We start from the raw sequence: 22842 nt of genomic DNA, 5'->3' as shown, positions 1-22842 counted from the left end.
TATCATTAGTTATTAATCTTTTACAACGAACCCGCCTTTACAAAAGTCTGCCATCCACGCATCGTTTCAATAAAGCGTTCACTCAATCCTCCTTGTCGCAAATAATCAGCCATTACAGGCAGCTGTGGACTATCGTACATTGGGTTTGCTTTTACTTGAAGCGGAAAATCACGCTGCAAAATGGCTGCACGTGCAATCAGTACAAAATCACAGCCTTCATCGAGAAGTTCTCCGGCACGCTGCGCACTCATAATTTTTCCTGCTGCACCCAAACGAACTCCTTTTCGCGGAAGTTCTGTAAAAACACTCAACATGGTTTTTCCTTTAAAAGTTCCTTCACGAACAATTTGAGCCGAATCCCACAAAGCTAAATCTAAATAATCAATTAATTCACGATCAAAAATATCAGCGGTAACTTCTCTTAATTCTTCCAAAAGCAATCCGTAACGTTCAATAGATAATCGCCATCCAATTTGGAAATTAGGACCGCAGGCTTTTCGAATTCCTTCAATAACTTCAATAGTAAAACGAGCTCTATTTTCCAGACTTCCACCGTATTTATCTGTTCGATCGTTTAAGTTTGGTGACATAAATTCTGAAAGAATCCAGCCGAAAGCACCATGAACGGAGATTCCGTCAAATCCTGCCAATTGAGCTCTTTTTGCTGCAGCGATGAAACTGTCACGAATTCGCTCTACTTCTTCAGTTGTAATTGCTTTGATTCCTTCTACTGTTTTTCCTGAAGCTGGAGCTGGGATTCCTCCTATTGAAGGTTTTGCACGATGTCCGGCGTGATGCAACTGAACCGCAGACAACGCACCGCCATCACGAATAGCCGACGCCATTTTACTAAGTCCAGGTAAATGATGATCGCTGTGAATACCTAATTGTCTTTCAAACGCGATACCTCCCGCTTCTACTGTAGAGGCACTAGTTTGAATCAATCCGTAACCACTTTGTGCCAATTGTTCCATCCAATATTGATCGAATTCGGATGCTGTGCCATCAAATTCACTTTGCTGGCTTGTTAATGGTGCGAGCATGAAACGGTTTCTCATTGCCGGACCATGCAGCAACGTAAGGGGTTTAAATAAATCAGAAACAGACATATTGTTATTTTTTAAAGTTCTACTTATGTGAGTTATTACCGATGCAAAGTTGCCGAGATAATCAATAGAGAAAAATGGATGATTTTTACTTTATGATGGACGTTTTAAACCTAGACTTTTAAAGAATTTACAGGAGAAAAAATTCTCCATTATAAAGTAAATTTTCTCCATTCTTTAGCAGGCACTGTCGTCTGATCTTTGCCTTGTTAATAAAATTTAATCAAAATGAAAAAAACAGCAATTATTATTCTATCTGATCCCAAAGCTGGTTCAGAAGAAGCTCTAGGACGTGTATTCAATGCTTTAGCATCAGCATATGAATTCAAACATGCAAATGAAGATGTAAAAATTATTTTTCAGGGTGCTGGTATAAGATGGCCTGAACAACTTGAAAAAGAAGATCATCCGGTTTATGGACTTTATAAAGAAGTAAAAGATCATGTTCATGGCCTTTCTAAAGGTTGTGTTGCCGTATTTGGTACCGAAATATCTGGTTATGACCTATTAAATGACAATGAAGTACCTGGAACTCCTGGTCTGCCAAGTTTCCTTAATCTTAGAAACGAAGGTTACGATCTTTTGATTTTCTAAAATATCTTATAAACTGCCTTCTTATTTTGATAGAGGGCAGTTTTAATTTTTTTACATATACAAACCGTTATCAAAAAATGCTTGTTTTTAAGTAATTTAGCATTGCTGGAAATACATCAATAAAAAAATTAAGTTATAAAATTATGCAAGAGGATTTTCAATATTATATGCATCAATGTTTAGATCTTGCTAAAACTGCTTTGGCAAATGGAAATCCACCGGTTGGTGCTGTTATTGTATTGGATGGAGAAATAATTGGTACCGGAATTGAATCTGGAAAATCGACTGGAGATATTACCAATCATGCAGAAATAATGGCAATCAGATCTGCTATAAAAAATGGTTATTCAGATAAACTACAACTAACATCAATGTACACGACGCACGAACCTTGTATTATGTGTTCGTATATGATTCGCCATCATAAAATTGCTGAAATTGTATACGGTACAGCAGTTCCTTATATTGGTGGATTAACTTCTCAATTTAGTATACTTTCTACTGAGGATATTCCAAAATGGGGAAATAAACCAAAAATTATACGAGATGTTTGTATTGAAGAATGTAATGCACTTAATGCTCAATTTTTAGAATTATTAAGCAAAAAATAAAATACCATGCTTTCACAATCTGTATATACGCTTGTTAACCAGCAAAATGGAAATTTATCATTCAAGATATTTGAATTTGATAACAGCAGTTATTTTGATCATATTCAGCGAAATAATTATTTTACTGTTATTATTATTACTTCTGGAGAAGGAGTAGCAAAAGTTGATCTTTGCGAATATGCTTTTCATGAAAATACTTTGTTTGCTTTTTATCCTTATCAGCCTTTTATGCTGGCTTCTGAAGGAACATTAACGGGTATTTCTATTCAGTTTCATCATGATTTTTTCTGTATTTACAGGCATCATAAAGAGATTGCGGCTAACGGAATTTTATTCAACAATATTTATCAGCAGCCATTTATTCTTCTGGATCAAAATAACAAACAAACATTGATGAATATCGTGAGAGAAATTGTCAATGAATTGAAAGTTGATGCTTTGAGAAAAGACGAGGTTTTGGTTTCTTATTTGAAAATATTTTTAGTGTTGGCAACGAGAATAAAACTCGAACAGCAATCTATTGAGAATGTAAATGGCAATGAAAAACAAACGCTTATTATTCAGAATTTGAGAAACGCGATTGAAGATAATTTTAGAACAAAACATTCTGCAAGCGATTACGCAGACATGCTGCATGTAACCCCAACTGTTCTTGCCCGAACTGCAAAAAATCATTTTAACATGACGCTCTCCGATTTGATTACGGAACGAATTATTGTTGAAGCCAAAAGGGAATTATATCTCACAAACAAAACTGTTAAAGAAATTGCCTACGAACTGGGTTACGATGATGAATATTATTTCAGCAGGGTTTTTAAAGGTAAAACCGATATCTCTCCTCAAATTTACAGAGATACGATAGGTTTTAATCGAGGAGCATCCTGATTGAATTTATCTTTTGGATTTCAATTTTAGTATCATATTTAGTAACTTTATCTGGAATTAGTGGTTTATCTTTAGCTTCATTTTTAAAGAGAAATAACCGCACAGACTAATAACACTTTATTTGATATATAAAATATGGAAAATTTAAAAAAAGCCTACATCGCTGGAGGATGTTTTTGGGGAATGGAAGATTTATTCCGAGTACGTCCCGGCGTTAAAGATACTCAGGTTGGCTATTTAGGAGGAAGTAATGAAAATCCAACATACGCTAATCATCCCGGACATGCAGAAGGTCTGGAAATTGTGTACGATCCGGCCGAAACATCATACAGTGAACTTTTAGATTATTTTTACAGAGTGCATGATCCCAGAACTATGAATCGACAGGGAAATGATATTGGAGAAAGTTACAGATCTGCTATATTTATTCAGGACAAAGAAGAAGAAGAAACTGCGAAAGAGATCATTAAAGTAGTTGAAGACTCAGGAAGATGGCAGGGAAAAGTGGTTACTACACTTGAACCTTTTACAAAATTCTGGCCTGCAGAAGAATATCATCAGGATTATTTGGTGAAAAATCCTAATGGCTACACTTGTCATTTTGAAAGGTTTGGTACTTTTTTGTAAAGAGCTATTCGTATTGATCTAAAAATAAATCTAATCGTAATATAGAATTTTGTTTTATCTGTTTTCAGAAAAACAATAGACATTTTTATGACACAATTAAAATCGCAGTCAGGGACCAACTTAATAAACAAAAAAAGAGCTTTTAAAAAGCTCTTTTTTTGTTTATCGTTTATTAACGCACTACAGCTATGCAGCTAAATTATTTTGAATTCTTTGATTAATAGTAAACAGAAAGCATGATTTTAGAATCAGAACTGTCTATTATTTTTTCAAGTCTTTTAAAGAAAACTTCGCTTACCATTGGGCAGCCGTGGCTGTTTATAATGTAATATTCTTTTTCTTCATCTGGAACTTCTTTATAGCAGTGCAGTACAATAGCTCTTTTTAAAGCGTTGCTGTTAGTGTCATCTAAACCTGCAAGTCTAAAGGCTTTTCCAAAAACTCCTTTATAAGACTTCTCTACAGAATAGCGTCCAAGTGAAGTACAGTTAGAATTTGGCATATTACTAAATTGCAGTATATCGCCTTTAATTCCGGTTTCTGAACCAGAACCGTGTGCAACAAGTCCCTGATCAATGATTCTTTCATTTTCAAGATCGTAAACAAAAAAACGATTTTTTCCGGATTTGATTTTCATGTCTACCAGGAAAGCTATTTTCCTGCTGTAGCCATAGTTCGAAGCTGTAAAAGATTTGACTTCCTTTACATGGTCATTTAGCCTTACTAATTCAACCTCACTTAAAATGTCTTTCTTATCCGTTACGTTGTAGGTAGTAAAGGAACTTAATGAAAGAAGAAGTGCTACAAAAAATATTCTCATAAATAGCAATAAAGTTAGTTTAACAGCAAATTTGGGATTTGAGTTGCCAAAAATTATATTCTTCCTTTTGATCTTTGACCTTGCAAAATTATGTACAAATTTTATATAATTCCCATGTTTCTAATGTTAAATATATTATAAATATCTGAAATAATGATACTTATCATAAAATATTTTAGAAAAATAATTCCTAAAAGTAATATTTTAGCAAGCTTATTTTTTTCCAAACCTCCCGTTTTTACTGGTTTTAACTGCTTTTTTATATTACTAAAAAATAAAAAACGGTTGTAAAGTTTTTCTTTACAACCGTTTTAATTTTTTTAAATTTTTATTGGAAAATTTATTTTAAAGAATCATTTTCCGTAATTCATTCCGCTTATTTTACGTCAAACCAAAGTTTCGTAGTCAATAAGTCTTTTCCTTGTACAGCAATTGCAGCTTGATAACTAGCACCATTTAGCGATTGCTCTGTTCCGGGATAGAAGAAACGAGAAGGGATTTTTCCGTCTAAAACCGTAGCAGGACCAGCAGTTAATACTGGAAAATCTAATCTTCTCCATTCTGTAAAAGCATCAAGACCTTGTCCGTAGAATGCAATCCATTTTTGTGTACCAATTGATTTAGCATAATTTGAAGCATCGTATTTTACAACTGCCTGATTAAGATAAGTAGAAATAGTCGCTGCATTTGTAATACCAAACTGATTGAACGAAGCCGTAATGGCATCATTATAAAGTTGTTCTGCATTTCCGGAAATATAGCCACGAGCTACAGCTTCTGCAAGATTAAATAATGTTTCAGAATAAGAAGCAATTACAGCCGGCGATGAAGATGTCAGGAAGTAAGTTCCCGGTTTTGATGTTTTAGCAAAACCCTGACTATTAGCATCACTATTTGATAATCCGTTAGCACCTCCAACATATTTACCTACAGTTGCATCTGATGGCAATTGAGCATAAACAGGCAAACGCGGATCTGCTAATTCATTTAATTTATCAACTAATGTTTTTGAAATACGGTAATCATCACGAGTTTCAAACCAAGCCGAAGCCGGATTTTGCTGCGGCGAACTTGTATAAGTAAACTTAAAAGTATCGCTGTTACTGCTTAAAACTCCTGCAGCATCGCTTGTTGCGTCAATTGCAGCTTGTTTTGCTAAAGCAGGTTCTCTGTCTGAAATTCTCAAAGCGATACGCAAACGAAGTGAATTTACCAGTTTTTTCCATTTTGTAATGTCACCTTTGTAAACCAAATCACCTGTTACAGTTCCGTTTGCTGTATTTAGTAAAGTCTGTGCTTGTTTCAAATCTTCAAGTAATCCTGTATAAACTTCTTTTTGAGTATTATATGCAGGAGTTACTTTTTGACCAGCTTCTTTATACGGAATACTTCCGTAAGCATCTGTCAACAATAAAAAAGTCCATGAACGTAACGTTAATGCAATTCCTTTATAATTTGAATTGGCCTGATCTGCCGGGAAATTCAAAATGGTGTTCAAGTCTGTAATTAAAGTGGCGTAACCAGTATTCCACAAAGTAGTGAAAGAAGCATTAGACACATCAAATCTATCCGGTTCTGTATATTGGATTTTAGCCCAATGCTGCACAAATAATAAAGACGAGTCAAAATTATTTGTTGATCCCCAGTATAAGTCAGCTCCTTGTTTTAATGTTCCCGTTAATAAGTAAGGTGCTAACGGAGTTTCTGTTGCATTTGGATTTTTGTTAATCTCATCCAAATCATCACTGCATGAGGTCAGTGTCAATGCAAATAGAGTTATATAAGCTATTCTTTTTAGCATGATTTCGTGTTTTTAAAATTTAAGATTTAAATTAAGGCTGAAATTTCTGGTTGTTGGCAGCGCTAAACTCTCCAATCCCTGAGCATTTCCTGTATTGAAAGCCGTTTCAGGATCAATATTTGGTGCATCTTTGTAAATAAAGAACAAGTTACGACCTGCAGCAGTAATGCTTGCTCCATCAAATCCAATTTTTCTAGCCAGTTTTTTATCTACATTGTAAGTCAGTTTTACTTCTCTTAATTTTACAAAAGTTGAGCTGTAAATGTATGCTTCGCTGATATTGTATGATGCTTTGTAATATTCCTGTGCACTAAGTACCTGAGTATTTGGAGTTCCATCAGCATAAACACCGTTAAAAATCATACCATCATCGTATACCGTAGCTCCACCTGGTGCACTTGCACCTGCTGGCAATAAGGTTTTTGTAGTACCTGCCAAATAGTAATTTAATCCGCCATTTTCAGCACCACGACCCGGAAGCGTTTGGGCTAATACTCCTGTATAATTACCAGTTCTGTTAGTTCCTGAGAAAAGCTCTCCTCCTACACTTGCATCAACTAAGAAAGATAATTCAAGGTTTTTATACGTTATTGTATTCGTAATTCCACCAATCCAGTCTGGAGTATAATGTCCTAATACTCTTTTTTGCGGATCAGCTTTTGGTAATCCGTTTGCACCAACTACAATATTTCCGTTTGCGTCACGTAAATAAGCAGTTCCATAAAGTGCTCCGTAAGCCTGCCCAACTGATGCTAATACATCAACACCTCCAGAAGTACCTATTGTATAGTTTTGAATTTGTCTGTCATAATCCAAAATCTTTACTTCACTTTTATTCTTAGAATAATTTAAAGCCACATTCCATTTGAAATTTTCAGTTTGAATTGGGTTTCCATCTAATTGAAGTTCGATACCACGGTTGTTTATTTTTCCAGCATTGATTAATTGCGAATTGTAACCGCTTGAAGCTGTTGTTTTGATTTCTAAAATCTGGTCAAAACTATTTGTGTTATAATAAGCCGCATCAAAATGCAATCTGTTTTTCCAGAAAGAAGCTTCTAAACCAACTTCTGTAGAACGAGTAGTTTCCGGTTTCAGATTCTCATTCAATTTTTTCTGTGAAGAAGTTTGAATCGGGTTTCCGTCAAATGCAGTTTGGAAATTGTAAACTGTAGACAATTGATACGGATCTGCATCATTACCTACTTCAGACCAGCCTCCACGTACTTTTAAGAAATCAAGTGTATTGCTTTTCAAATTTAAAGCCTCAGATAAAATCAAACTTCCGTTAACAGAAGGATAAAAATAAGAACGGTTACTGCTTGGTAATGTAGATGACCAGTCATTACGAGCTGTAAGGTTTAAATAAGCATAGTTTTTATAACCAAACTGAGCCGATGCATAAGCACTATATACTTTCAATCTTGAATAAGAGTTTGATGCAGTCAACGGATCTCTTGAGTTTGTTATAGTATATAAATCCGGTACGGCTAAACGTGGTGCTTTTTGATAATTGTTTGCATCACTGTGTGTACGAACGTTGAATCCTCCAAGAGCATCTACAGTAAAGTCATCACTTAGTTTTTTAGTATAAGTAAAAATACCTTCTGTATTTTGTTCGCTTACCGTGTAAGCATCTTCAGCATACGATCCAAAAGGAGTTCCGTTTGTACCATATTTAATCTTGTATTTTCTACGATCATTATAGTAATCAATTCCGGTACGGAATCTAAAATTAAGTCCTTCTGCAAGCTTTGCATCTAAATGGATATCTCCAATTATACGGTTACGCTGCTGACTTGTAGTATTATAATAAGCATTCCAATATGGGTTGCTGTAGTAACTGTTATTCCAGTTTACGTTTCTGTTATTTTGAAGCTGATTGATATCAACCTGACGTCCGAACCAGATAAACTGAAGCATTACACCCGCAGCACGGTTACCAGATGGACCTCCCGGTAAAGCCGGAGCATCTGTAACAATATAGTTACCCGTTACTCCTACTTTAATATTTTTAGAAATTTGGTAATTAGAATTAATACTAACGTTTGTTTTATTTACTTCACTGTTAGGCACTGTTCCTAATTGTTTTTGGTTGTTTACGCCTAAACGGAAATCTGATTTTTCATCTGATTTTGCAACCGAAACACTATTATCATAAGTAACACCCGTATTAAAGAAATCTTTAACGTTATCAGGATGAGCCACAAAAGGCACCGCTTCTCCATTTGAATAAAATTGAGGAATAAGACGTCCGTCTAGTCTTGGTCCCCAGCTTTCATCAACACCATCATTAATTCCGCCTCCTTTACCATCTACAAAGCTGAATCTTCCGTTTGAACCTTGTCCAAATGAATTTTGAAAACGAGGCAAAGTAGTCACCTGAGAAATTGTGATACCAGTACTAAAGCTGATACCAAGTCCTTTTTGGTTTTTACCAGATTTTGTTGTGATAAGTACGACACCATGCGCCGCACGTGATCCGTAAAGTGCCGCAGCATTCGGGCCTTTTAATACAGTTAGTGATTCAATATCCTGCGGATTTAAATCGGCAATTGCGTTTTTAAAATCACGGGTTGCTCCACCAACACTTCCTAACTGAGAGTTGTCTACCGGAACTCCATCAACCACAAATAATGGCTGGTTATTTCCTGCAATAGAAGTTTCTCCACGAATAATAATACGTGAAGATCCCATATCTCCTTGTGAATTGGTGATACGCACACCTGCCAGTTTACCCGTAAGATTATTTAAAAAGTTAGTTTCTTTAGTATCTACAATTTCCTTGTTTTTAAGGGATTGAGTAGTATATCCTAAAGATTTTTTTTCTTTAGAAATACCTAAAGCAGTAACTACAACTTCTGATAATTGGTTTTGTTCTTGTTCAAGGCCAATAACAACTGCGTTTTGAGTAACTACAGTTTCTGCTTTTTTATATCCAAGGAAACTTACTACTAAGGTATAAGGAAATTTTTGTCCGGTTTGGAAAAAAAACTTCCCATCAAAATCTGTCAAAACACCGTGTGTAGTACCTTTAATATTTACCGAAGCCCCAATAACAGGCTCCTTTGTAACAGCATCTATTACTGTTCCTTCAAGTTTTGACTGGATTAAAGGTTTCGTTTCCTGAGCCTTAATCCCTATGGAAATCAACAAAATACATATCCATGTATATCTATTTAATTTTTTTTTCATTACTTTGTTTTGGTTTAAAAAATAAGGCGAGCCGAAAACAGATTTATTCCATTTTCGCTTCCTTATAGAGATGTACAATTTCTTTAAGCTTCACCATTTCTGCTGCAACAGAGATGGTTTTTTTTTATCTGCAACGCATTCGTTTTTTCATTTTTATTTTTTTTTGATTATTATTATTTTAATTGGCCTGTATCGTATTTTGGTTCAACCTTTTAGGTTTCATCTTATAGAAAATTTCTGCTAATTTGTGATTAAAATATTTGTAACATCAGCAAATACAATAAACTCTACTAATTCGATAGAACAAAAGTAAATTAAAAATTTTAAATCAAAAATTTTAACTGTTCTTTTTGCAAAAAAAATGTTAATTATATTTTACTATATTTTTAAACACCTAAAAACAAGACAGTTAATAGTTATCCGCATTTTTTTACCGTGTAAGATTTTTTCTAAATTAATTTAACCATTGTTTACATAATCGCGTTTTAAACCTGAAAAAGCTAAACCGTTTTACTAAACAATTAAATAGTAATAAAAATTGAATGATTTTTTTCAAACGTATAGTTTAATGCACAATCAGGAATCCATTTTCATAAGGCTTGTAAACTCAACAATTGCAGAAACAGGTCAAGCAGCAAGACTAGCTGATATCTTTGTTTTATTTTTTTACTATATGACGATGAGTTTACAGTTAAAAAAAATCACTATTTTTAGTACACATTTACTCTCGTACTATGATCGATAAAGCACAACTTCGAAGCTCCATTTTCAGACATCTTGACGGATTAGCGACTGCTCCTGTAGCAATAGCATTAAAAAAGCATGCAGTTTTGGAATTTATCTTAAACAAAAAACAAGTTCAGTTATCAGAATTGGTAACTTTTTTTAAAGCAAATGAAGGATATTTAAATGTGGGTTTGAGAATTTTAGCTTCTCAGGGATTTCTGGATTATGATGTTGATAATAAAACGCAGGAAATTACAATCGCTGTAAATGAAAAGACCGAAACTGCTTTTTCGCTGTTTTATCTTTATGAAGATGCTGTCGATCTGCTTCAGTTTTCCATTCAGTTTCATCCACGTCTTTTTGAAGATGTTCCGTTTGAAAAACTCAATCTTATTTTTGAAAAATATAAAAAGAATTACGGAATCGAACCTTCTGATGATCCTTTGAAAAATAGCATTCAGGAACAAATTTTAAAACATGTTGAAGGTTATTTAATCGGACCGACAATTGTGCGTTTGGCCATGAACGGAATGTTTCATAAATATTTTATGGAGACTTCTTTCAGACCCGAAGAATTTCATAAATCTCCTGAAAATTTCAAAAAAATATTAGACTTTTTTGTACATCTGGGTTGGTTTCTGGAAAAAAACGGCAATTACCAATTTACAGAAACGGGTTTGTTTTTTGCAAAACGAGCCAGCGCTTACGGCGTTACGGTTTCTTACCTGCCGACATTTGCCAAAATTGAAGAATTAATTTTTGGCGATCCGGCCGTTTTAAGAATGATAGCCGATGGCGAAAACGAAATTCACGTGGATCGTGAAATGAATGTTTGGGGAAGCGGCGGCGCTCACGACACTTATTTTAAAGTTGTTGATGAGATTATCATTAAACTTTTTAACCTGCCAATTGAACAACAGCCAAAAGGAATTCTTGATATGGGCTGCGGTAATGGCGCATTTCTGGAACATATTTTTGAAGTAATCGACAGACAAACCTTGCGAGGCGAAATGCTCGATGAATATCCCCTATTTCTCGTTGGTGCCGATTATAATCAGGCTGCTCTAAAAGTTACGAGAGCCAATCTTATAAAAGCAGATATTTGGGCAAAAGTAATTTGGGGAGATATTGGACGCCCTGATGTTCTTTCGGATGATTTGAGAGAGAATTATAATATCGATTTGAAAGATTTGCTTAACGTAAGAACTTTTTTAGATCACAACCGAATTTGGAAAGATCCACAGCACATTGACGAAAACAGAGTTAGTAAATCTACGGGAGCATTTGCTTACAGAGGAAAAAGAATCAGCAACAATTTGGTCGAAGATAATCTCTTAGAACATTTACAAAAATGGTCGCCGTATGTACGCAAATTTGGTTTGCTTTTAATTGAATTACATACTATAAATCCAAAACTCGCATCCCAAAATTTAGGAAAAACGCCTGCAACAGCTTACGACGCAACTCATGGTTTTTCGGATCAATATATTATTGAAATTGATGTTTTTAATGATGTCGCTTCAGAAGCCGGATTATTTCCCGATAAAGCTATTTTTAAAAGGTTTCCGGAAGCTGATATTGCTACGGTTAGTATTAATTTATTGAAAGGAGGTTTTTAATTGTTAATTATAAATTGTTAGTTCTTAATTCACAATTTATAATTAACAATTAACAATTAATAATTCATGTATGATTAATTTAATCCTGAAAAAATTATTGAGCCACTAAAATATCTTGATAAATAGACCAGCCTGCATTTGTTTTATAAACTTCTAAAGAAGCATTTGGTACTTTTATTTCTTTAAGGTTTTTACAATTCAGAAAAGGCCTGTCAGTAGTTGGAGGAGTAGTTGAATTGATTGTTACACTTGTTAAATTCGTATTATAGCTAAAAGCAAAGAAAGAGATTTGAACAACATTTTTTGGGATTGTAAGGGTTTTTAAAGCGGTACAGTAAGCAAATGCATTTTGCTGAATTGTTGTAAGACTTTCAGGAATCGTAATTTCTGTTAGTTTTGCAGCATATGCAAAAGCTGCTATTTCTATCATTGTAACGCCTTCGGGTATTGCATAGGCATCGGATGATTTAGCACTTGGAAAATATCGCAATACCGTAACTTCTTTATTAAACAATACTCCATCAATTACACTAAAATAAGAATTGGATTTTAAAGTAAAATCAACAAGAGGGCAATTTAAAAAAACGACATCTCCTAAAGAATTCAAATTGTTAGGTATTGCAAAACTTGTTAAGTTAATACAATCTATAAAAGCACCATTACCAATCTCTTCAACTGTATCCGGAACATCAATATGGGATAAACCCGGACAGCTTTTAAATGCATATTGCTTGATACTGGTAACGCTGTTTGGTATTGAAACGGCTGTTAAATTATCGCAAAACACAAAAGCATATTCCCCTATAGTTGTAACTCCGTTAGAAATCGTAATACTGCTAATTTCTGTTTGACTTTCAAATGCGTGAGCACCAATTTTTGTAACCGGATATCCTTCTATCTTGGCTGGTATGGTCAAATCATATTTTGACGAAAGAGATAAATCTTTCCAAAGTTGAGACAATCCTGTAATAATAACTTCCGGGTTTGCTCCCTGTACTATTTCGTATGTAAATAAAAGGTCATCTGTAAGAGGTTTTACATTTACTACGGTTGTGATTTCATTATTAGCGGTTATTAAATCTGTCTGCTCTGCAGAAATTACCGCTTTTGTATTGTATTCACCTGATGCATTGATTTTTACATGAATCGTTAATGTAGCAGCTGCGCCATTACTCAACTCACCTATAGACCAGACACCTGTTTGTTCATTATAAGTTCCGGCAGATGATTCTGCATTAACAAATGTATAGCCGGCAGGAATTTTGCTTACTACTTGGATTTTTGCAGCATCTAATGGTCCGGCATTCGCTGCAGTTAGCGTAAATGTCAAATTGGTATTTGCAATTGGGTTATTTGAACTGGTCGTAACGGCAATTGATAAATCTGCCGAATTGTTGGGATCAGTTTCTTCCTCTTTATTACACGAAAATAATAGCGAAGTCAGCATCAAAAATATAAATCCTTTTAAATAAAATCTCATAATGTTTCTTTTTGTTTTTAAATAGGGCAGCATTAAAGCCGGAGCAAAGTTAATTTTTGACTAAATCAAAAAAATCACTATAAATGAGTATATTTTAATTAAATTTCATTTATAATAAAAACCCTAATTTTATAATTCTAAATAAATCATTTTGATGAGGAAAATTATTCTTTTAGTTCTGTTACCGTTTTTGACTTGTTCTGTCTTTGGGCAAAATACTGTGCCAAAGGATTCTATAATAACTGATACCGTAAAAAACATACGTTTCAATTACAAACAATTGATCATTCCCGGAATTTTAATTGGATATGGTTTTTGGGGAAATGAAAGCGGACAGATAAAAAGTTTCAATAATCAAATACGCGACGAATTTACAGAGGATATTGATCGTAAGGTTTCGATAGATGATTTTTCTCGATATGTTCCCGCAGTTTCTGTTTACGCACTCAACGCGTTTGGTGTTGAAGGAAAAAATAATATGCGCGACCGTTCTGTAATTTTAATCACTTCAACGATTATAAATGTGGGAACTGTTTTTGCTTTAAAATCACTCAGTAATGTGGAGCGTCCGGATGGAACTTCAAACAATTCATTTCCGTCAGGTCATACCGCCATTGCTTTTGCAGGAGCAGAATTTTTATATCAGGAATATAAAGACAAATCAATATGGTACGGCGTTGCGGGTTATGCCATTGCGACTGGAACCGGAATATTTCGTATGTACAATAACAGACACTGGCTTACAGATGTTGCCGCAGGTGCCGGAATTGGAATTTTGAGTACCAAAATTGCCTATTGGGTAAATCCCTATATTACAAGAAAATTATGGCATGGAGAACGAAAAAAATCAATGTCTTTTATAACTCCATCTTATGATGGCAGAAATTTGACAATCTGCTATTTCAAAACATTTTAGGTTTACAGGATATTAATATTCAGATTTTCTTCAAAATTCATTTGTAAATTGCGGCATGAAAATTCTTATTATTGAAGATGAGCAAGAAATTGCACAAAGCATCAAAGAGTACTTTAAAACAAATGGCGTTCAATGTGAAACGGCCGAAAATTATGATTTGGCACTCAGCAAAATCGACAGCTATGATTACGATTGTATTCTGCTGGATTTAATGCTGCCTGATGGTGACGGATTTGATATATTAAAAGAACTAAAAGCGAAGAATAAAACAGAAGGTGTTATTATCATTTCGGCAAAAGAAAATCTGGAAACACGTTTAGAAGGATTTAATCTCGGCGCAGATGATTATCTTACCAAACCTTTTCATCTTGCTGAACTTTTGGTGAGAATGCAGGCGCTTATTCGCCGCAAGAATTTTAAAGGAAGTAACAGTATCACATTCAATGAAATTGTCATCGAAATTTTCTCAAAGACCGTTTTTGTAAATGATATAAAACTGGATATTACCAAAAAAGAACTGGATTTACTCCTCTTTTTAATTGGCAACGAAAATAAGGTATTATCTAAATCGTCAATTGCAGAACATCTTTCTGGCGATATGGCAGACATGCTTGACAATCATGATTTTATATATGCACATATTAAAAACCTAAAAAAGAAACTCACACAGGCCGGCAGTGGCGATTATATCAAAACAGTATACGGTTTAGGTTATAAATGGGAAAATGAATAACAAAAAACTACTTCGCAAAACAACCAACAGCTTTCTTTTATATGCCGTTATCATATTATTGATAGCTGCACCGGTATTTTATTATATCTGTCAGTGGCTGTATGTTTATGAAACCGATGAAGTACTGCTTTTTCATAAAGGCGCTTTTGTAAACGAAAGCCACAACAATTACACTGCTAATGATATTGCCGCCTGGAACAAATACAATCCTAATATATCTATTGTTAAAGATATGGGTGTAACAAAAGATTCTATTGTAGGTAAAATGATCTTTGAAGCTTTAGCCAATGAAAAAGAACCGTTTAGAATATTGTATGCTCCGGTTGATATAAACGGAAAAAGATACACCTATATAGAAAAGCGAAATTTGGTTGAAATGGAAGGAATGGTTTTTAGTGTAGCCGTTATGTTTCTGTTTATCATCATCATTTTACTTACCGGAATAATCTGGATTTCAAAAAGATCAGCAAAAATAATCTGGAAACCTTTTTACAACACATTAAGTCAGATAGAAGATTTTGAAATTGATAAAAATAATCCGCCTCATTTTATTCCAACCGATATCGACGAATTTGCGCGATTAAATAAAAGTCTCGAAAGTTTAATCGAAAAAAATACGGCCATTTATAAAAGCCAGCGCGAATTTGTAGAAAATGCAGCGCATGAACTTCAAACGCCTTTAGCATTATTCCAAACCAAAATAGACATTCTGCAGCAATTAGAATTAAACGAAGAACAATCGACTTTAGTTGGTTCTTTAAATAAAGATGTATCAAGACTTAACAGACTGAATAAAAACCTTTTATTACTTTCTAAAATTGATAATGATAGTTATCTCGAAAAAAATACCATTAGTTTAAATGAGTATTTTGAGAAACATCTGGACTTTTTTACAGAACAGGCCAAAGCTAAAAACCTGACCATTCAAACTGAATTTAAAGATACTTTAAGCGTTCAGGGAAATGCAACATTAGCAGAAGTGTTATTAAATAATTTATTCCTAAATGCAATTCGTCATAATAAAAAAAATGGCATAATAAATATTCTAATAGAAAACAATACCCTTCGGTTTACAAACACAGGTCAGGAAACAGCCTTAGCAGCAGAAAATATTTTCAATCGTTTTTCTAAAGTAAACCCTTCTTCACAGGGAAACGGACTCGGATTGGCGATCATTAAAAAGATATGCGAAATCAATCACTGGGAAATTCAATATTATTTTAATGAGAATCTGCATATTTTCGAGGTGAAATTTTAAAAATTCAAACTTCCTACAGAATCGGTTATGAGCTTTGTACTATTCTTTTTTTAAATAGTACAAATGAAATCAAAAACAATATTACTGTTATCTTTTCTATTGATAATAGTACTGCAGTTATCCGCCCAAAAAAAATCGGTAACCATTTCCGGAATTGTAAAAGACAATAATTCTAAAATTGCAATACCTTATGCTAATGTGGTTTTAAAATCTTCAAAAGATTCTAAAATTTTCTTTGGCACCGTCAGCGGCGAAGACGGACGTTTTACTATTGCAGCTGTAAATTCAGGAAACTACATTTTAGAAGTAAGCGTTGTTGGTTTTAAAACCAAATCACAAACTTTATTTGTGGGCAGTCTTTCTGATTATTTAGATCTTGGAAACATTGAAATTCAAGAAGATATCAATACTTTATCAGAAGTTGTTGTGAGTTCAAAAACACAGCAAAATCCCGTAACATTAGATAAAAAAGTTTTTGCTGTTGCCGATAATATTACGCAAAGCGGAGGTTCTGTTTTACAATCCATGCAGAATTTACCCGGAGTTACCGTTCAAAACGGAAAAGTACAATTAAGAGGAAATGATAAAGTCACCATTTTAATTGATGGTAAACAAACTGCTTTAACAGGATTTGGAAATCAATCTGGGCTGGATAACATTCCCGCTTCTGCTATCGAAAAAATTGAAATTATAAACAATCCATCTTCTAAATATGATGCCAACGGAAATGCCGGAATCATCAATATTATTTACAAAAAAAACAAACAAGACGGCTTAAACGGAAAAATAGGAATTAGTTCGGGATACGGAGCTTTATGGGAGCGTCAGGCGAATTTGCCAACGATAAGACCTCAATATAAAGTGACGCCTAAAATTAATCCGAGCCTTTCGCTAAACTACAGAAAAGATAAAATAAATGCTTATTTACAAGCCGATTATCTCTATACAGAAACACTTAACAAAAATGAATTTGTTACCAGAACTTATGACGATGGCAGCATAATTAATCAACAGACAAAGCGAAATCGGGATACACATTTTACTACGCTTAAAACCGGAATTGACTGGAATTATAATGACCGAAATACTTTTTCTTTTTCTGGTCTTTATGGTCGTGAAAAAATTATGGATCACGGAGACGAACCCTTTTTTAATCAGGATAATTCAGAGCGTTTGCGTTTGTGGCAATTTTTAGAAGATGAGCTTAAAACAACCGTTATGGTAAGCGGTTCTTATCAGCATAAATTCAAACAGGCTGGGCGTAAATTAAATGCAGGAATTAATTATACGTATCATCAGGAAGATGAAAAATATTTCTTTGATAATATTCTGCCAGCATCTAGAGGACAAGATGCTTTTAAACTGCTTTCGGATGAAAAAGTAATCGACCTTAATTTAGATTATGTACAGCCATTAAAATACGGACGTTTTGAAACCGGAATTAAATTTAGAAACAGAGAGATTCCTACCAATATGCAGTTTTTTCCGGGAGAAAATTCTCCAATTGATGCAAATGCCGGAGGCTGGGCCACTTACAAAGAAATCATTCCAGCTGTTTATGGAAGTTACATTTATGAAAGTGAAAGAATTGAAGCAGAACTGGGGCTTCGTTACGAATATGTTGATCTTAAGTACGATGTAAATCCAAATCATCCTACTTATAAAAGCAACGGGTATAATTATACAGAACCTTTCCCAAGTGTTAAACTGGCTTATAAAATTGATGATAAAAACAAATTCACCGCTTTTTATAACCGCCGTGTAGACAGACCTAATGAAGTCGATATTCGAATTTTTCCAAAATATGATGATGCCGAAATTATTAAAGTAGGAAACCCAGCCCTGCGCCCTCAATATACAAGCGCGTTTGAAGTAGGTTATAAAACCGATTTTAACAAAGGGTATTTTTTAACCTCTTTGTACTACCGCGTTATCAATGGAACTATTACCCGAATCGCGACTACAGTTCCCGGCAGTTCTTTGATTTATAACGTATTTCAAAATGCATTGGAGAGTTCCTCTTTTGGTGCCGAGATTGTTTACGCAAAAGAAATCAATTCGTGGTATTCTTTTAATATCAATGGAAACATATATAAAAATACAATCGATGCCTTTACGGTCACCAATTTATATCCAGTTCCGTCAACTTATACGGGCAGTCTTCAGGAAATAACTTCGGGAAATGTAAAATGGAACAATACCTTTTTATTCAATAAAACACTTTCCGGGCAGGTTTCTATGGTATATCTCGCACCTGATATAATTCCGCAGGGAAAAATGGATTCGCGATTTTCTACAGATTTGGGTGTAAAAAAGATAGTGCAGAAAGGAAAAGGCGAAATATTTTTAAATTCCACAGATATCTTCAATACGCTGGTAATCAAAAAAGAAATTCAAGGCGAAGGATTCCGCTACACGAGCAAGGATTATTATGAAACACAAGTCGTTCGTTTTGGATACAGTTACAAGTTTTAACGGTATCCAAAATGAAATTCAAAATTAATTCAGAATTGCAATATAAAATTTGCACACGAATGTTAAATAATAATTATGAATAAATTATCTTCAAAGTTCGGCAGATATTCACTGTTGATGCATTTTATTTTTTGGTTTTTAATACTATCTCAATTTTTAAGAATTTCCTTTTTCCTTTGGCAGCATAGTGAAGTTTCGTGGAATATTATCGATGTTTTAAGAACCTTGCTAACAGGTCTTTTCTTTGATTTTGGTACTGTTGCATTCATTTCCATTTGCAGTGTATTGTATTATACTGTAATGCCAAATAAATGGGTTGGTTCTTTTTTAGATAAAATCTTAATTTACTTTTTTACATCCTTAACCGTTTTTATTCTTGTTTTTACTTTTTTTGCCGAATTGACATTTTGGGATGAATTTAAAACAAGATTTAATTTCATATCCGTTGATTATCTTATATATACGCATGAAGTTGTAGCTAACATTCAACAGTCGTATCCCCTGCCCGTTTTAATTGGCGGCGTATTACTGCTCACTTTTGTATTTCTGTTTATTTTTTATAAAATAGGTGCTTTTACAACTACGTTTACGTCTAAAGCAAATTTAAAAACGAGACTTTCAGTTCTGTTATCTACCATTGTCGTTGCTTTATTTTTTGGTTTCTTTATTACCAATAATCAGGCAGAATGGTCTCAAAACAGATACAATTCAGAAATATCAAAATCCGGTATTTATTCTTTTTTTGCAGCTTTTAGAAACAACCAAATGAAATATGTTGATTTCTATACTTCCATTCCTAATGATAAAGCTTTTGGACTTATTAAAAAGAAATTAGCCGATCCTAATTCCATTTATACCAGAAACGATTATTCTATTCATAGAAAAATTACAGACAGCATTCCATCTCTTGAAAATAAAAATGTTGTCTTTGTTTTGGTAGAAAGTCTGAGCGGAAGTTTTTTGAAAGAATTTGGAAATAAAGAAAATATCACTCCTTTTCTGGACAGTCTTGCCCAAAAGAGCATTTTCTTTGAAAATTTATATGCCACAGGAACCAGAACCGTGAGAGGAATGGAAGCCGTGACTTTGTGTATTCCGCCTACGCCGGGTCAAAGTATTGTAAAAAGACCTGATAATCAGAATTTGTATACGGTTTGCAGCGTTTTCAAATCCAGAAAATACGATTGTAATTTTTTCTACGGCGGCGACGGATATTTTGATAATATGAATGCGTATTTTGGAGGAAACGGTTTTAATATTTATGATCGCGGACGCGGAAGTGTATTAAGCGATGAGATCAAAACGGTTCGTAATAACATCAACGACAATGAAGTAACTTTTGAAAATGCGTGGGGAATTTGCGATGAAGACATTTTTAATAAAATGCTAAAAGTAGCCGATTCACAATACAAAACCGGAAAGCCATTTTTTAATTTTGTAATGACAACATCTAATCATAGGCCTTTTACTTATCCTTCGGGAAAAATTGATATTCCTTCTGGAACAAGTCGTGAAGGTGCTGTAAAATATACTGATTTTGCACTGAAAGAATTATTCAGAAAAGCCCAGACAAAACCTTGGTTTAAAAATACTGTTTTTGTAATAATTGCAGATCATTGTGCGAGCAGTGCCGGAAAAGATGAAATTGATGTAGCAAACTATCATATTCCTGCCTTCATTGTTAATTTACCCGAAAATCAAAATCAGAAAATAGCGCAGCAATGTTCTCAAATTGATTTATGGCCTACGCTTTTTTCATTATTTCATTGGAATTATGAATCTGATTTTTTTGGAAAAAATGTTTTGGATTCTCAATTTGAACAACGCGCCTTAATGGGAACCTATCGAAAATTAGTTTTAATGAAAAAAGATAAAGTAATGATTTTATCAGATCAGAAAAAGCAGGCGTTTTATTCCTGGAATAAAGAAGACAATAGTTTGAAATCACTTCCAATAGATCAGTCTTTTTTAGAAGAAACCATTTCGTGGTACCAAACCGCCGATTTCCTATTTACAAATAAACTTTTACAATAATGATTTACATTCATTTTATAATCAACCCAATTTCCGGAAGCGGCAAACATAATTTGTCTGCTTCTTATATCTTAAGCCAGTTTCCTAAAGATAAATATAAAATTGAGGTTGATTATACAAATCAAAAAAAGCATGCAATAGAACTCACAAAAACTGCCATTGCACAAAATCCAGATTATATAATTGCATGCGGCGGAGACGGAACGATAAATGAAGTAGCTTCTTCACTTATAGGAACTTCCATAAAATTAGGAATTGTTCCTGTAGGTTCAGGAAACGGATTAGCTTCTAATTTGAATATTCCAAGAGATTTTGATAAAGCAATTGCTATCATTAAAAAAGGTCATGCGACTGCAATGGATGTGGGACAAGTAAATGATAAATACTTTTTTAGTAATATGGGTATTGGCATCGATGCGCTTATTATTAAAAAATACGAACGAGCAGGAAAAAGAACACTTCCGGCTTATATTAAAGCGGCAATGTCTTCGAGTTTAGAATTTAAAACTCAAAAAACGATTGTGCATTTTGACAATCAAATGCTTGAAATAAATCCGCTGATGTTGTTTATATCCAATTCTAACGAAATGGGTTACAATATGAGCCTTACTCCAAAAGCAAGTCTTCAGGATGGATTATTGGATATGATTGTAATTCCGAAATTGTCTTTTTTAGAAAAAATAATGCTGGGATTTAATGTACTTCGAAATTCAATCGAAAAATTCAAAAAAGCACAGCACTTTTTAGTAAAAGAAATTCAAATTGAAATGCCGTCAAAAATCTTTATCGATTCTCAAATTGACGGAGAACAGCATAATTTAAAAACAAATAAATTAAACATAAAAATACTGCCCGGAGCACTCAACGTTTTAGTAGATTTATAAAAATATAATTCCATAGAAAGAACTTTTTTTAATTCTCTCTATGGAATATTTTTTTGTTTTAAAGTCTGATTTAAAATTGTCTCACAAAGCTGCAGCCCAATTCTTTTCCGTTATAAAAAGGCATAATCATCGATGTAGTTTTGTTTTCTTTTGAAGATTTAAAAACTTTATTCTGCAAATACGGATACATCCAGTATGCCGCTTTTGTACTTAAAATTCCAATTCCTGCACCTGCCACAACATCTGTAAGCCAGTGTCTATCATTGTACATTCTAAAAAGTCCCGTTCCTGTCGCGACCGCATATCCTGCAATACCATACCAAATCGATTGGTCTTTGTATTCCTGATACATAAATTCGGCTCCGGCAAAAGCAGTGGCAGTATGTCCTGAAGGAAAAGAATTGTTAGACGATCCGTCCGGTCTTTCTACTTTAGTAATATTTTTTAAAGCAAATACCGAAGCGCTCATCATTAAATAAGAACTTGCTAAAATAATAGAACGGTCTTTCAAATTATTTTTTCCTTTTATGCCCAAAGCGTTTAAGCCGTATACAGAAGCCGCTGGCGCCCATTGCGAGAAATCATCAATAGAGATTTTGTGATCAATATCTTCATTTACTTCTTCCTTAATTTGTGCATTATAAGTTTTAAGCTGGTCGCTTTCTAAGCCAATAAAACCATAACCAATAAGAACGCTTGGAATGATCAATTGTTTGTAGTTAAACTTTAAATTGTGTACAGTGTCTTGCACTGCAATTGTATCACTTACTGTGTTTTGGGCACAAATAGAAGTCATACCAAAAATAAATAAGAGGAACGATTTTCCCATTTTAAATAAAAATTAGAAATTAATAATTACGCTTGGTGATTAAAATAAACGTAGTTTTTCCTCATAGAAAACAATTAAATTATTAGGCAAAGTTGAAAACCAATTTTGAAGAAATTCTGTATTTTGAAAGTAATGGAGAAAATATTTAGAGAAAACAAAAAACGACCAGATATAAAACATATCTGATCGTTTTTAAAGAGGAAGAATTTGAACTGTAAAAGTTTAAACCTTTACATAAAATTCTAATTT

General features: G+C 33.8%; 17 protein-coding genes. 11 read left to right on the top strand and 6 right to left on the bottom strand.

Features of this window, described 5'->3' with window-relative positions:
* Window positions 1-20: 20 nt before the first annotated feature.
* Window positions 21-1109 (bottom strand): NADH:flavin oxidoreductase, encoded by a 1089-nt coding sequence (locus NLJ00_RS16825; RefSeq protein WP_256634652.1) that lies wholly within the window; start codon window positions 1107-1109, stop codon window positions 21-23.
* 225 nt (window positions 1110-1334) lie between these two features.
* On the opposite strand from NLJ00_RS16825, the gene NLJ00_RS16820 reads away from it, so the two are divergent.
* The 4 genes from NLJ00_RS16820 to msrA all read left to right on the top strand — a co-directional run bounded on the left by NLJ00_RS16820 (window position 1335) and on the right by msrA (window position 3823).
* Window positions 1335-1700: a DsrE family protein gene (locus NLJ00_RS16820; protein ID WP_053470424.1), complete on the top strand. Its 366-nt coding sequence runs from the start codon at window positions 1335-1337 to the stop codon at window positions 1698-1700.
* 143 nt (window positions 1701-1843) lie between these two features.
* Complete coding sequence (locus NLJ00_RS16815; protein WP_180857827.1) at window positions 1844-2311, top strand: nucleoside deaminase; 468 nt, start codon at window positions 1844-1846, stop codon at window positions 2309-2311.
* Between the two features lie 6 nt (window positions 2312-2317).
* Window positions 2318-3196 carry a helix-turn-helix domain-containing protein gene (locus tag NLJ00_RS16810; protein ID WP_180857828.1) on the top strand — a complete coding sequence of 293 codons (879 nt, stop codon included), beginning with the start codon at window positions 2318-2320 and terminating at the stop codon, window positions 3194-3196.
* Between the two features lie 135 nt (window positions 3197-3331).
* On the top strand, window positions 3332-3823 hold the full coding sequence (msrA, locus tag NLJ00_RS16805; protein WP_180857829.1) for a peptide-methionine (S)-S-oxide reductase MsrA: 492 nt from the start codon (window positions 3332-3334) through the stop codon (window positions 3821-3823).
* Window positions 3824-4040: 217 nt separating this feature from the next.
* On the opposite strand, the gene NLJ00_RS16800 is transcribed toward msrA, so the two are convergent.
* The 3 genes from NLJ00_RS16800 to NLJ00_RS16790 all read right to left on the bottom strand — a co-directional run bounded on the left by NLJ00_RS16800 (window position 4041) and on the right by NLJ00_RS16790 (window position 9639).
* Window positions 4041-4643 carry a murein L,D-transpeptidase catalytic domain-containing protein gene (locus tag NLJ00_RS16800; protein ID WP_053470418.1) on the bottom strand — a complete coding sequence of 201 codons (603 nt, stop codon included), beginning with the start codon at window positions 4641-4643 and terminating at the stop codon, window positions 4041-4043.
* A 376-nt stretch (window positions 4644-5019) separates the two neighbouring features.
* The gene (locus tag NLJ00_RS16795; RefSeq protein WP_180857830.1) at window positions 5020-6444 is read right to left on the bottom strand and encodes a SusD/RagB family nutrient-binding outer membrane lipoprotein; all 1425 of its coding nucleotides are present in this window, start codon (window positions 6442-6444) and stop codon (window positions 5020-5022) included.
* Window positions 6445-6456: 12 nt separating this feature from the next.
* Complete coding sequence (locus NLJ00_RS16790; RefSeq protein WP_256634651.1) at window positions 6457-9639, bottom strand: SusC/RagA family TonB-linked outer membrane protein; 3183 nt, start codon at window positions 9637-9639, stop codon at window positions 6457-6459.
* Between the two features lie 734 nt (window positions 9640-10373).
* Between NLJ00_RS16790 and NLJ00_RS16785 the strand changes: the two genes are divergently transcribed.
* Window positions 10374-11984 carry a class I SAM-dependent methyltransferase gene (locus NLJ00_RS16785; RefSeq protein WP_256634650.1) on the top strand — a complete coding sequence of 537 codons (1611 nt, stop codon included), beginning with the start codon at window positions 10374-10376 and terminating at the stop codon, window positions 11982-11984.
* Between the two features lie 94 nt (window positions 11985-12078).
* On the opposite strand, the gene NLJ00_RS16780 is transcribed toward NLJ00_RS16785, so the two are convergent.
* Window positions 12079-13464 carry a leucine-rich repeat protein gene (locus NLJ00_RS16780; RefSeq protein ID WP_256634649.1) on the bottom strand — a complete coding sequence of 462 codons (1386 nt, stop codon included), beginning with the start codon at window positions 13462-13464 and terminating at the stop codon, window positions 12079-12081.
* Window positions 13465-13618: 154 nt separating this feature from the next.
* Between NLJ00_RS16780 and NLJ00_RS16775 the strand changes: the two genes are divergently transcribed.
* From NLJ00_RS16775 to NLJ00_RS16750, 6 genes are all read left to right on the top strand, one after another.
* Window positions 13619-14380, top strand: coding sequence for a phosphatase PAP2 family protein (locus NLJ00_RS16775; protein ID WP_256634648.1), 762 nt, complete (start codon window positions 13619-13621; stop codon window positions 14378-14380).
* A gap of 55 nt (window positions 14381-14435) precedes the next feature.
* Window positions 14436-15113, top strand: coding sequence for a response regulator transcription factor (locus NLJ00_RS16770; protein ID WP_057119489.1), 678 nt, complete (start codon window positions 14436-14438; stop codon window positions 15111-15113).
* Window positions 15106-16371: a sensor histidine kinase gene (locus tag NLJ00_RS16765; protein ID WP_256634647.1), complete on the top strand. Its 1266-nt coding sequence runs from the start codon at window positions 15106-15108 to the stop codon at window positions 16369-16371. Before NLJ00_RS16770 ends, NLJ00_RS16765 begins: the two co-directional genes overlap by 8 nt.
* Before the next feature lie 63 nt (window positions 16372-16434).
* Window positions 16435-18846 (top strand): TonB-dependent receptor domain-containing protein, encoded by a 2412-nt coding sequence (locus tag NLJ00_RS16760; RefSeq protein ID WP_256634646.1) that lies wholly within the window; start codon window positions 16435-16437, stop codon window positions 18844-18846.
* 75 nt (window positions 18847-18921) lie between these two features.
* Window positions 18922-20880 carry an LTA synthase family protein gene (locus NLJ00_RS16755; RefSeq protein WP_256634645.1) on the top strand — a complete coding sequence of 653 codons (1959 nt, stop codon included), beginning with the start codon at window positions 18922-18924 and terminating at the stop codon, window positions 20878-20880.
* Window positions 20880-21764 carry a diacylglycerol/lipid kinase family protein gene (locus tag NLJ00_RS16750; RefSeq protein WP_256634644.1) on the top strand — a complete coding sequence of 295 codons (885 nt, stop codon included), beginning with the start codon at window positions 20880-20882 and terminating at the stop codon, window positions 21762-21764. The genes NLJ00_RS16755 and NLJ00_RS16750 overlap by 1 nt, the downstream gene beginning before the upstream one ends.
* A gap of 70 nt (window positions 21765-21834) precedes the next feature.
* On the opposite strand, the gene NLJ00_RS16745 is transcribed toward NLJ00_RS16750, so the two are convergent.
* A complete protein-coding gene (locus NLJ00_RS16745) occupies window positions 21835-22593 on the bottom strand; it encodes a phosphatase PAP2 family protein (protein ID WP_256634643.1) in 759 nt (252 codons plus the stop codon).
* Between the last annotated feature and the right edge of the window lie 249 nt (window positions 22594-22842).

The sequence above is a fragment of the Flavobacterium panici genome, assembly GCF_024499525.1.
GTDB lineage: Bacteria > Bacteroidota > Bacteroidia > Flavobacteriales > Flavobacteriaceae > Flavobacterium > Flavobacterium panici.
Note: the sequence above shows the minus strand (reverse complement) of the source record. Positions and strands in the feature narration are given on the sequence as shown.

Coding starts and splice junctions, on each gene's coding strand:
- NLJ00_RS16825 (WP_256634652.1), bottom strand. CDS start 1,109: ATGTCTGTTTCTGATTTATTTAAACCCCTTACGTTGCTGCATGGTCCG.
- NLJ00_RS16820 (WP_053470424.1), top strand. CDS start 1,335: ATGAAAAAAACAGCAATTATTATTCTATCTGATCCCAAAGCTGGTTCA.
- NLJ00_RS16815 (WP_180857827.1), top strand. CDS start 1,844: ATGCAAGAGGATTTTCAATATTATATGCATCAATGTTTAGATCTTGCT.
- NLJ00_RS16810 (WP_180857828.1), top strand. CDS start 2,318: ATGCTTTCACAATCTGTATATACGCTTGTTAACCAGCAAAATGGAAAT.
- msrA (WP_180857829.1), top strand. CDS start 3,332: ATGGAAAATTTAAAAAAAGCCTACATCGCTGGAGGATGTTTTTGGGGA.
- NLJ00_RS16800 (WP_053470418.1), bottom strand. CDS start 4,643: ATGAGAATATTTTTTGTAGCACTTCTTCTTTCATTAAGTTCCTTTACT.
- NLJ00_RS16795 (WP_180857830.1), bottom strand. CDS start 6,444: ATGCTAAAAAGAATAGCTTATATAACTCTATTTGCATTGACACTGACC.
- NLJ00_RS16790 (WP_256634651.1), bottom strand. CDS start 9,639: ATGAAAAAAAAATTAAATAGATATACATGGATATGTATTTTGTTGATT.
- NLJ00_RS16785 (WP_256634650.1), top strand. CDS start 10,374: ATGATCGATAAAGCACAACTTCGAAGCTCCATTTTCAGACATCTTGAC.
- NLJ00_RS16780 (WP_256634649.1), bottom strand. CDS start 13,464: ATGAGATTTTATTTAAAAGGATTTATATTTTTGATGCTGACTTCGCTA.
- NLJ00_RS16775 (WP_256634648.1), top strand. CDS start 13,619: ATGAGGAAAATTATTCTTTTAGTTCTGTTACCGTTTTTGACTTGTTCT.
- NLJ00_RS16770 (WP_057119489.1), top strand. CDS start 14,436: ATGAAAATTCTTATTATTGAAGATGAGCAAGAAATTGCACAAAGCATC.
- NLJ00_RS16765 (WP_256634647.1), top strand. CDS start 15,106: ATGAATAACAAAAAACTACTTCGCAAAACAACCAACAGCTTTCTTTTA.
- NLJ00_RS16760 (WP_256634646.1), top strand. CDS start 16,435: ATGAAATCAAAAACAATATTACTGTTATCTTTTCTATTGATAATAGTA.
- NLJ00_RS16755 (WP_256634645.1), top strand. CDS start 18,922: ATGAATAAATTATCTTCAAAGTTCGGCAGATATTCACTGTTGATGCAT.
- NLJ00_RS16750 (WP_256634644.1), top strand. CDS start 20,880: ATGATTTACATTCATTTTATAATCAACCCAATTTCCGGAAGCGGCAAA.
- NLJ00_RS16745 (WP_256634643.1), bottom strand. CDS start 22,593: ATGGGAAAATCGTTCCTCTTATTTATTTTTGGTATGACTTCTATTTGT.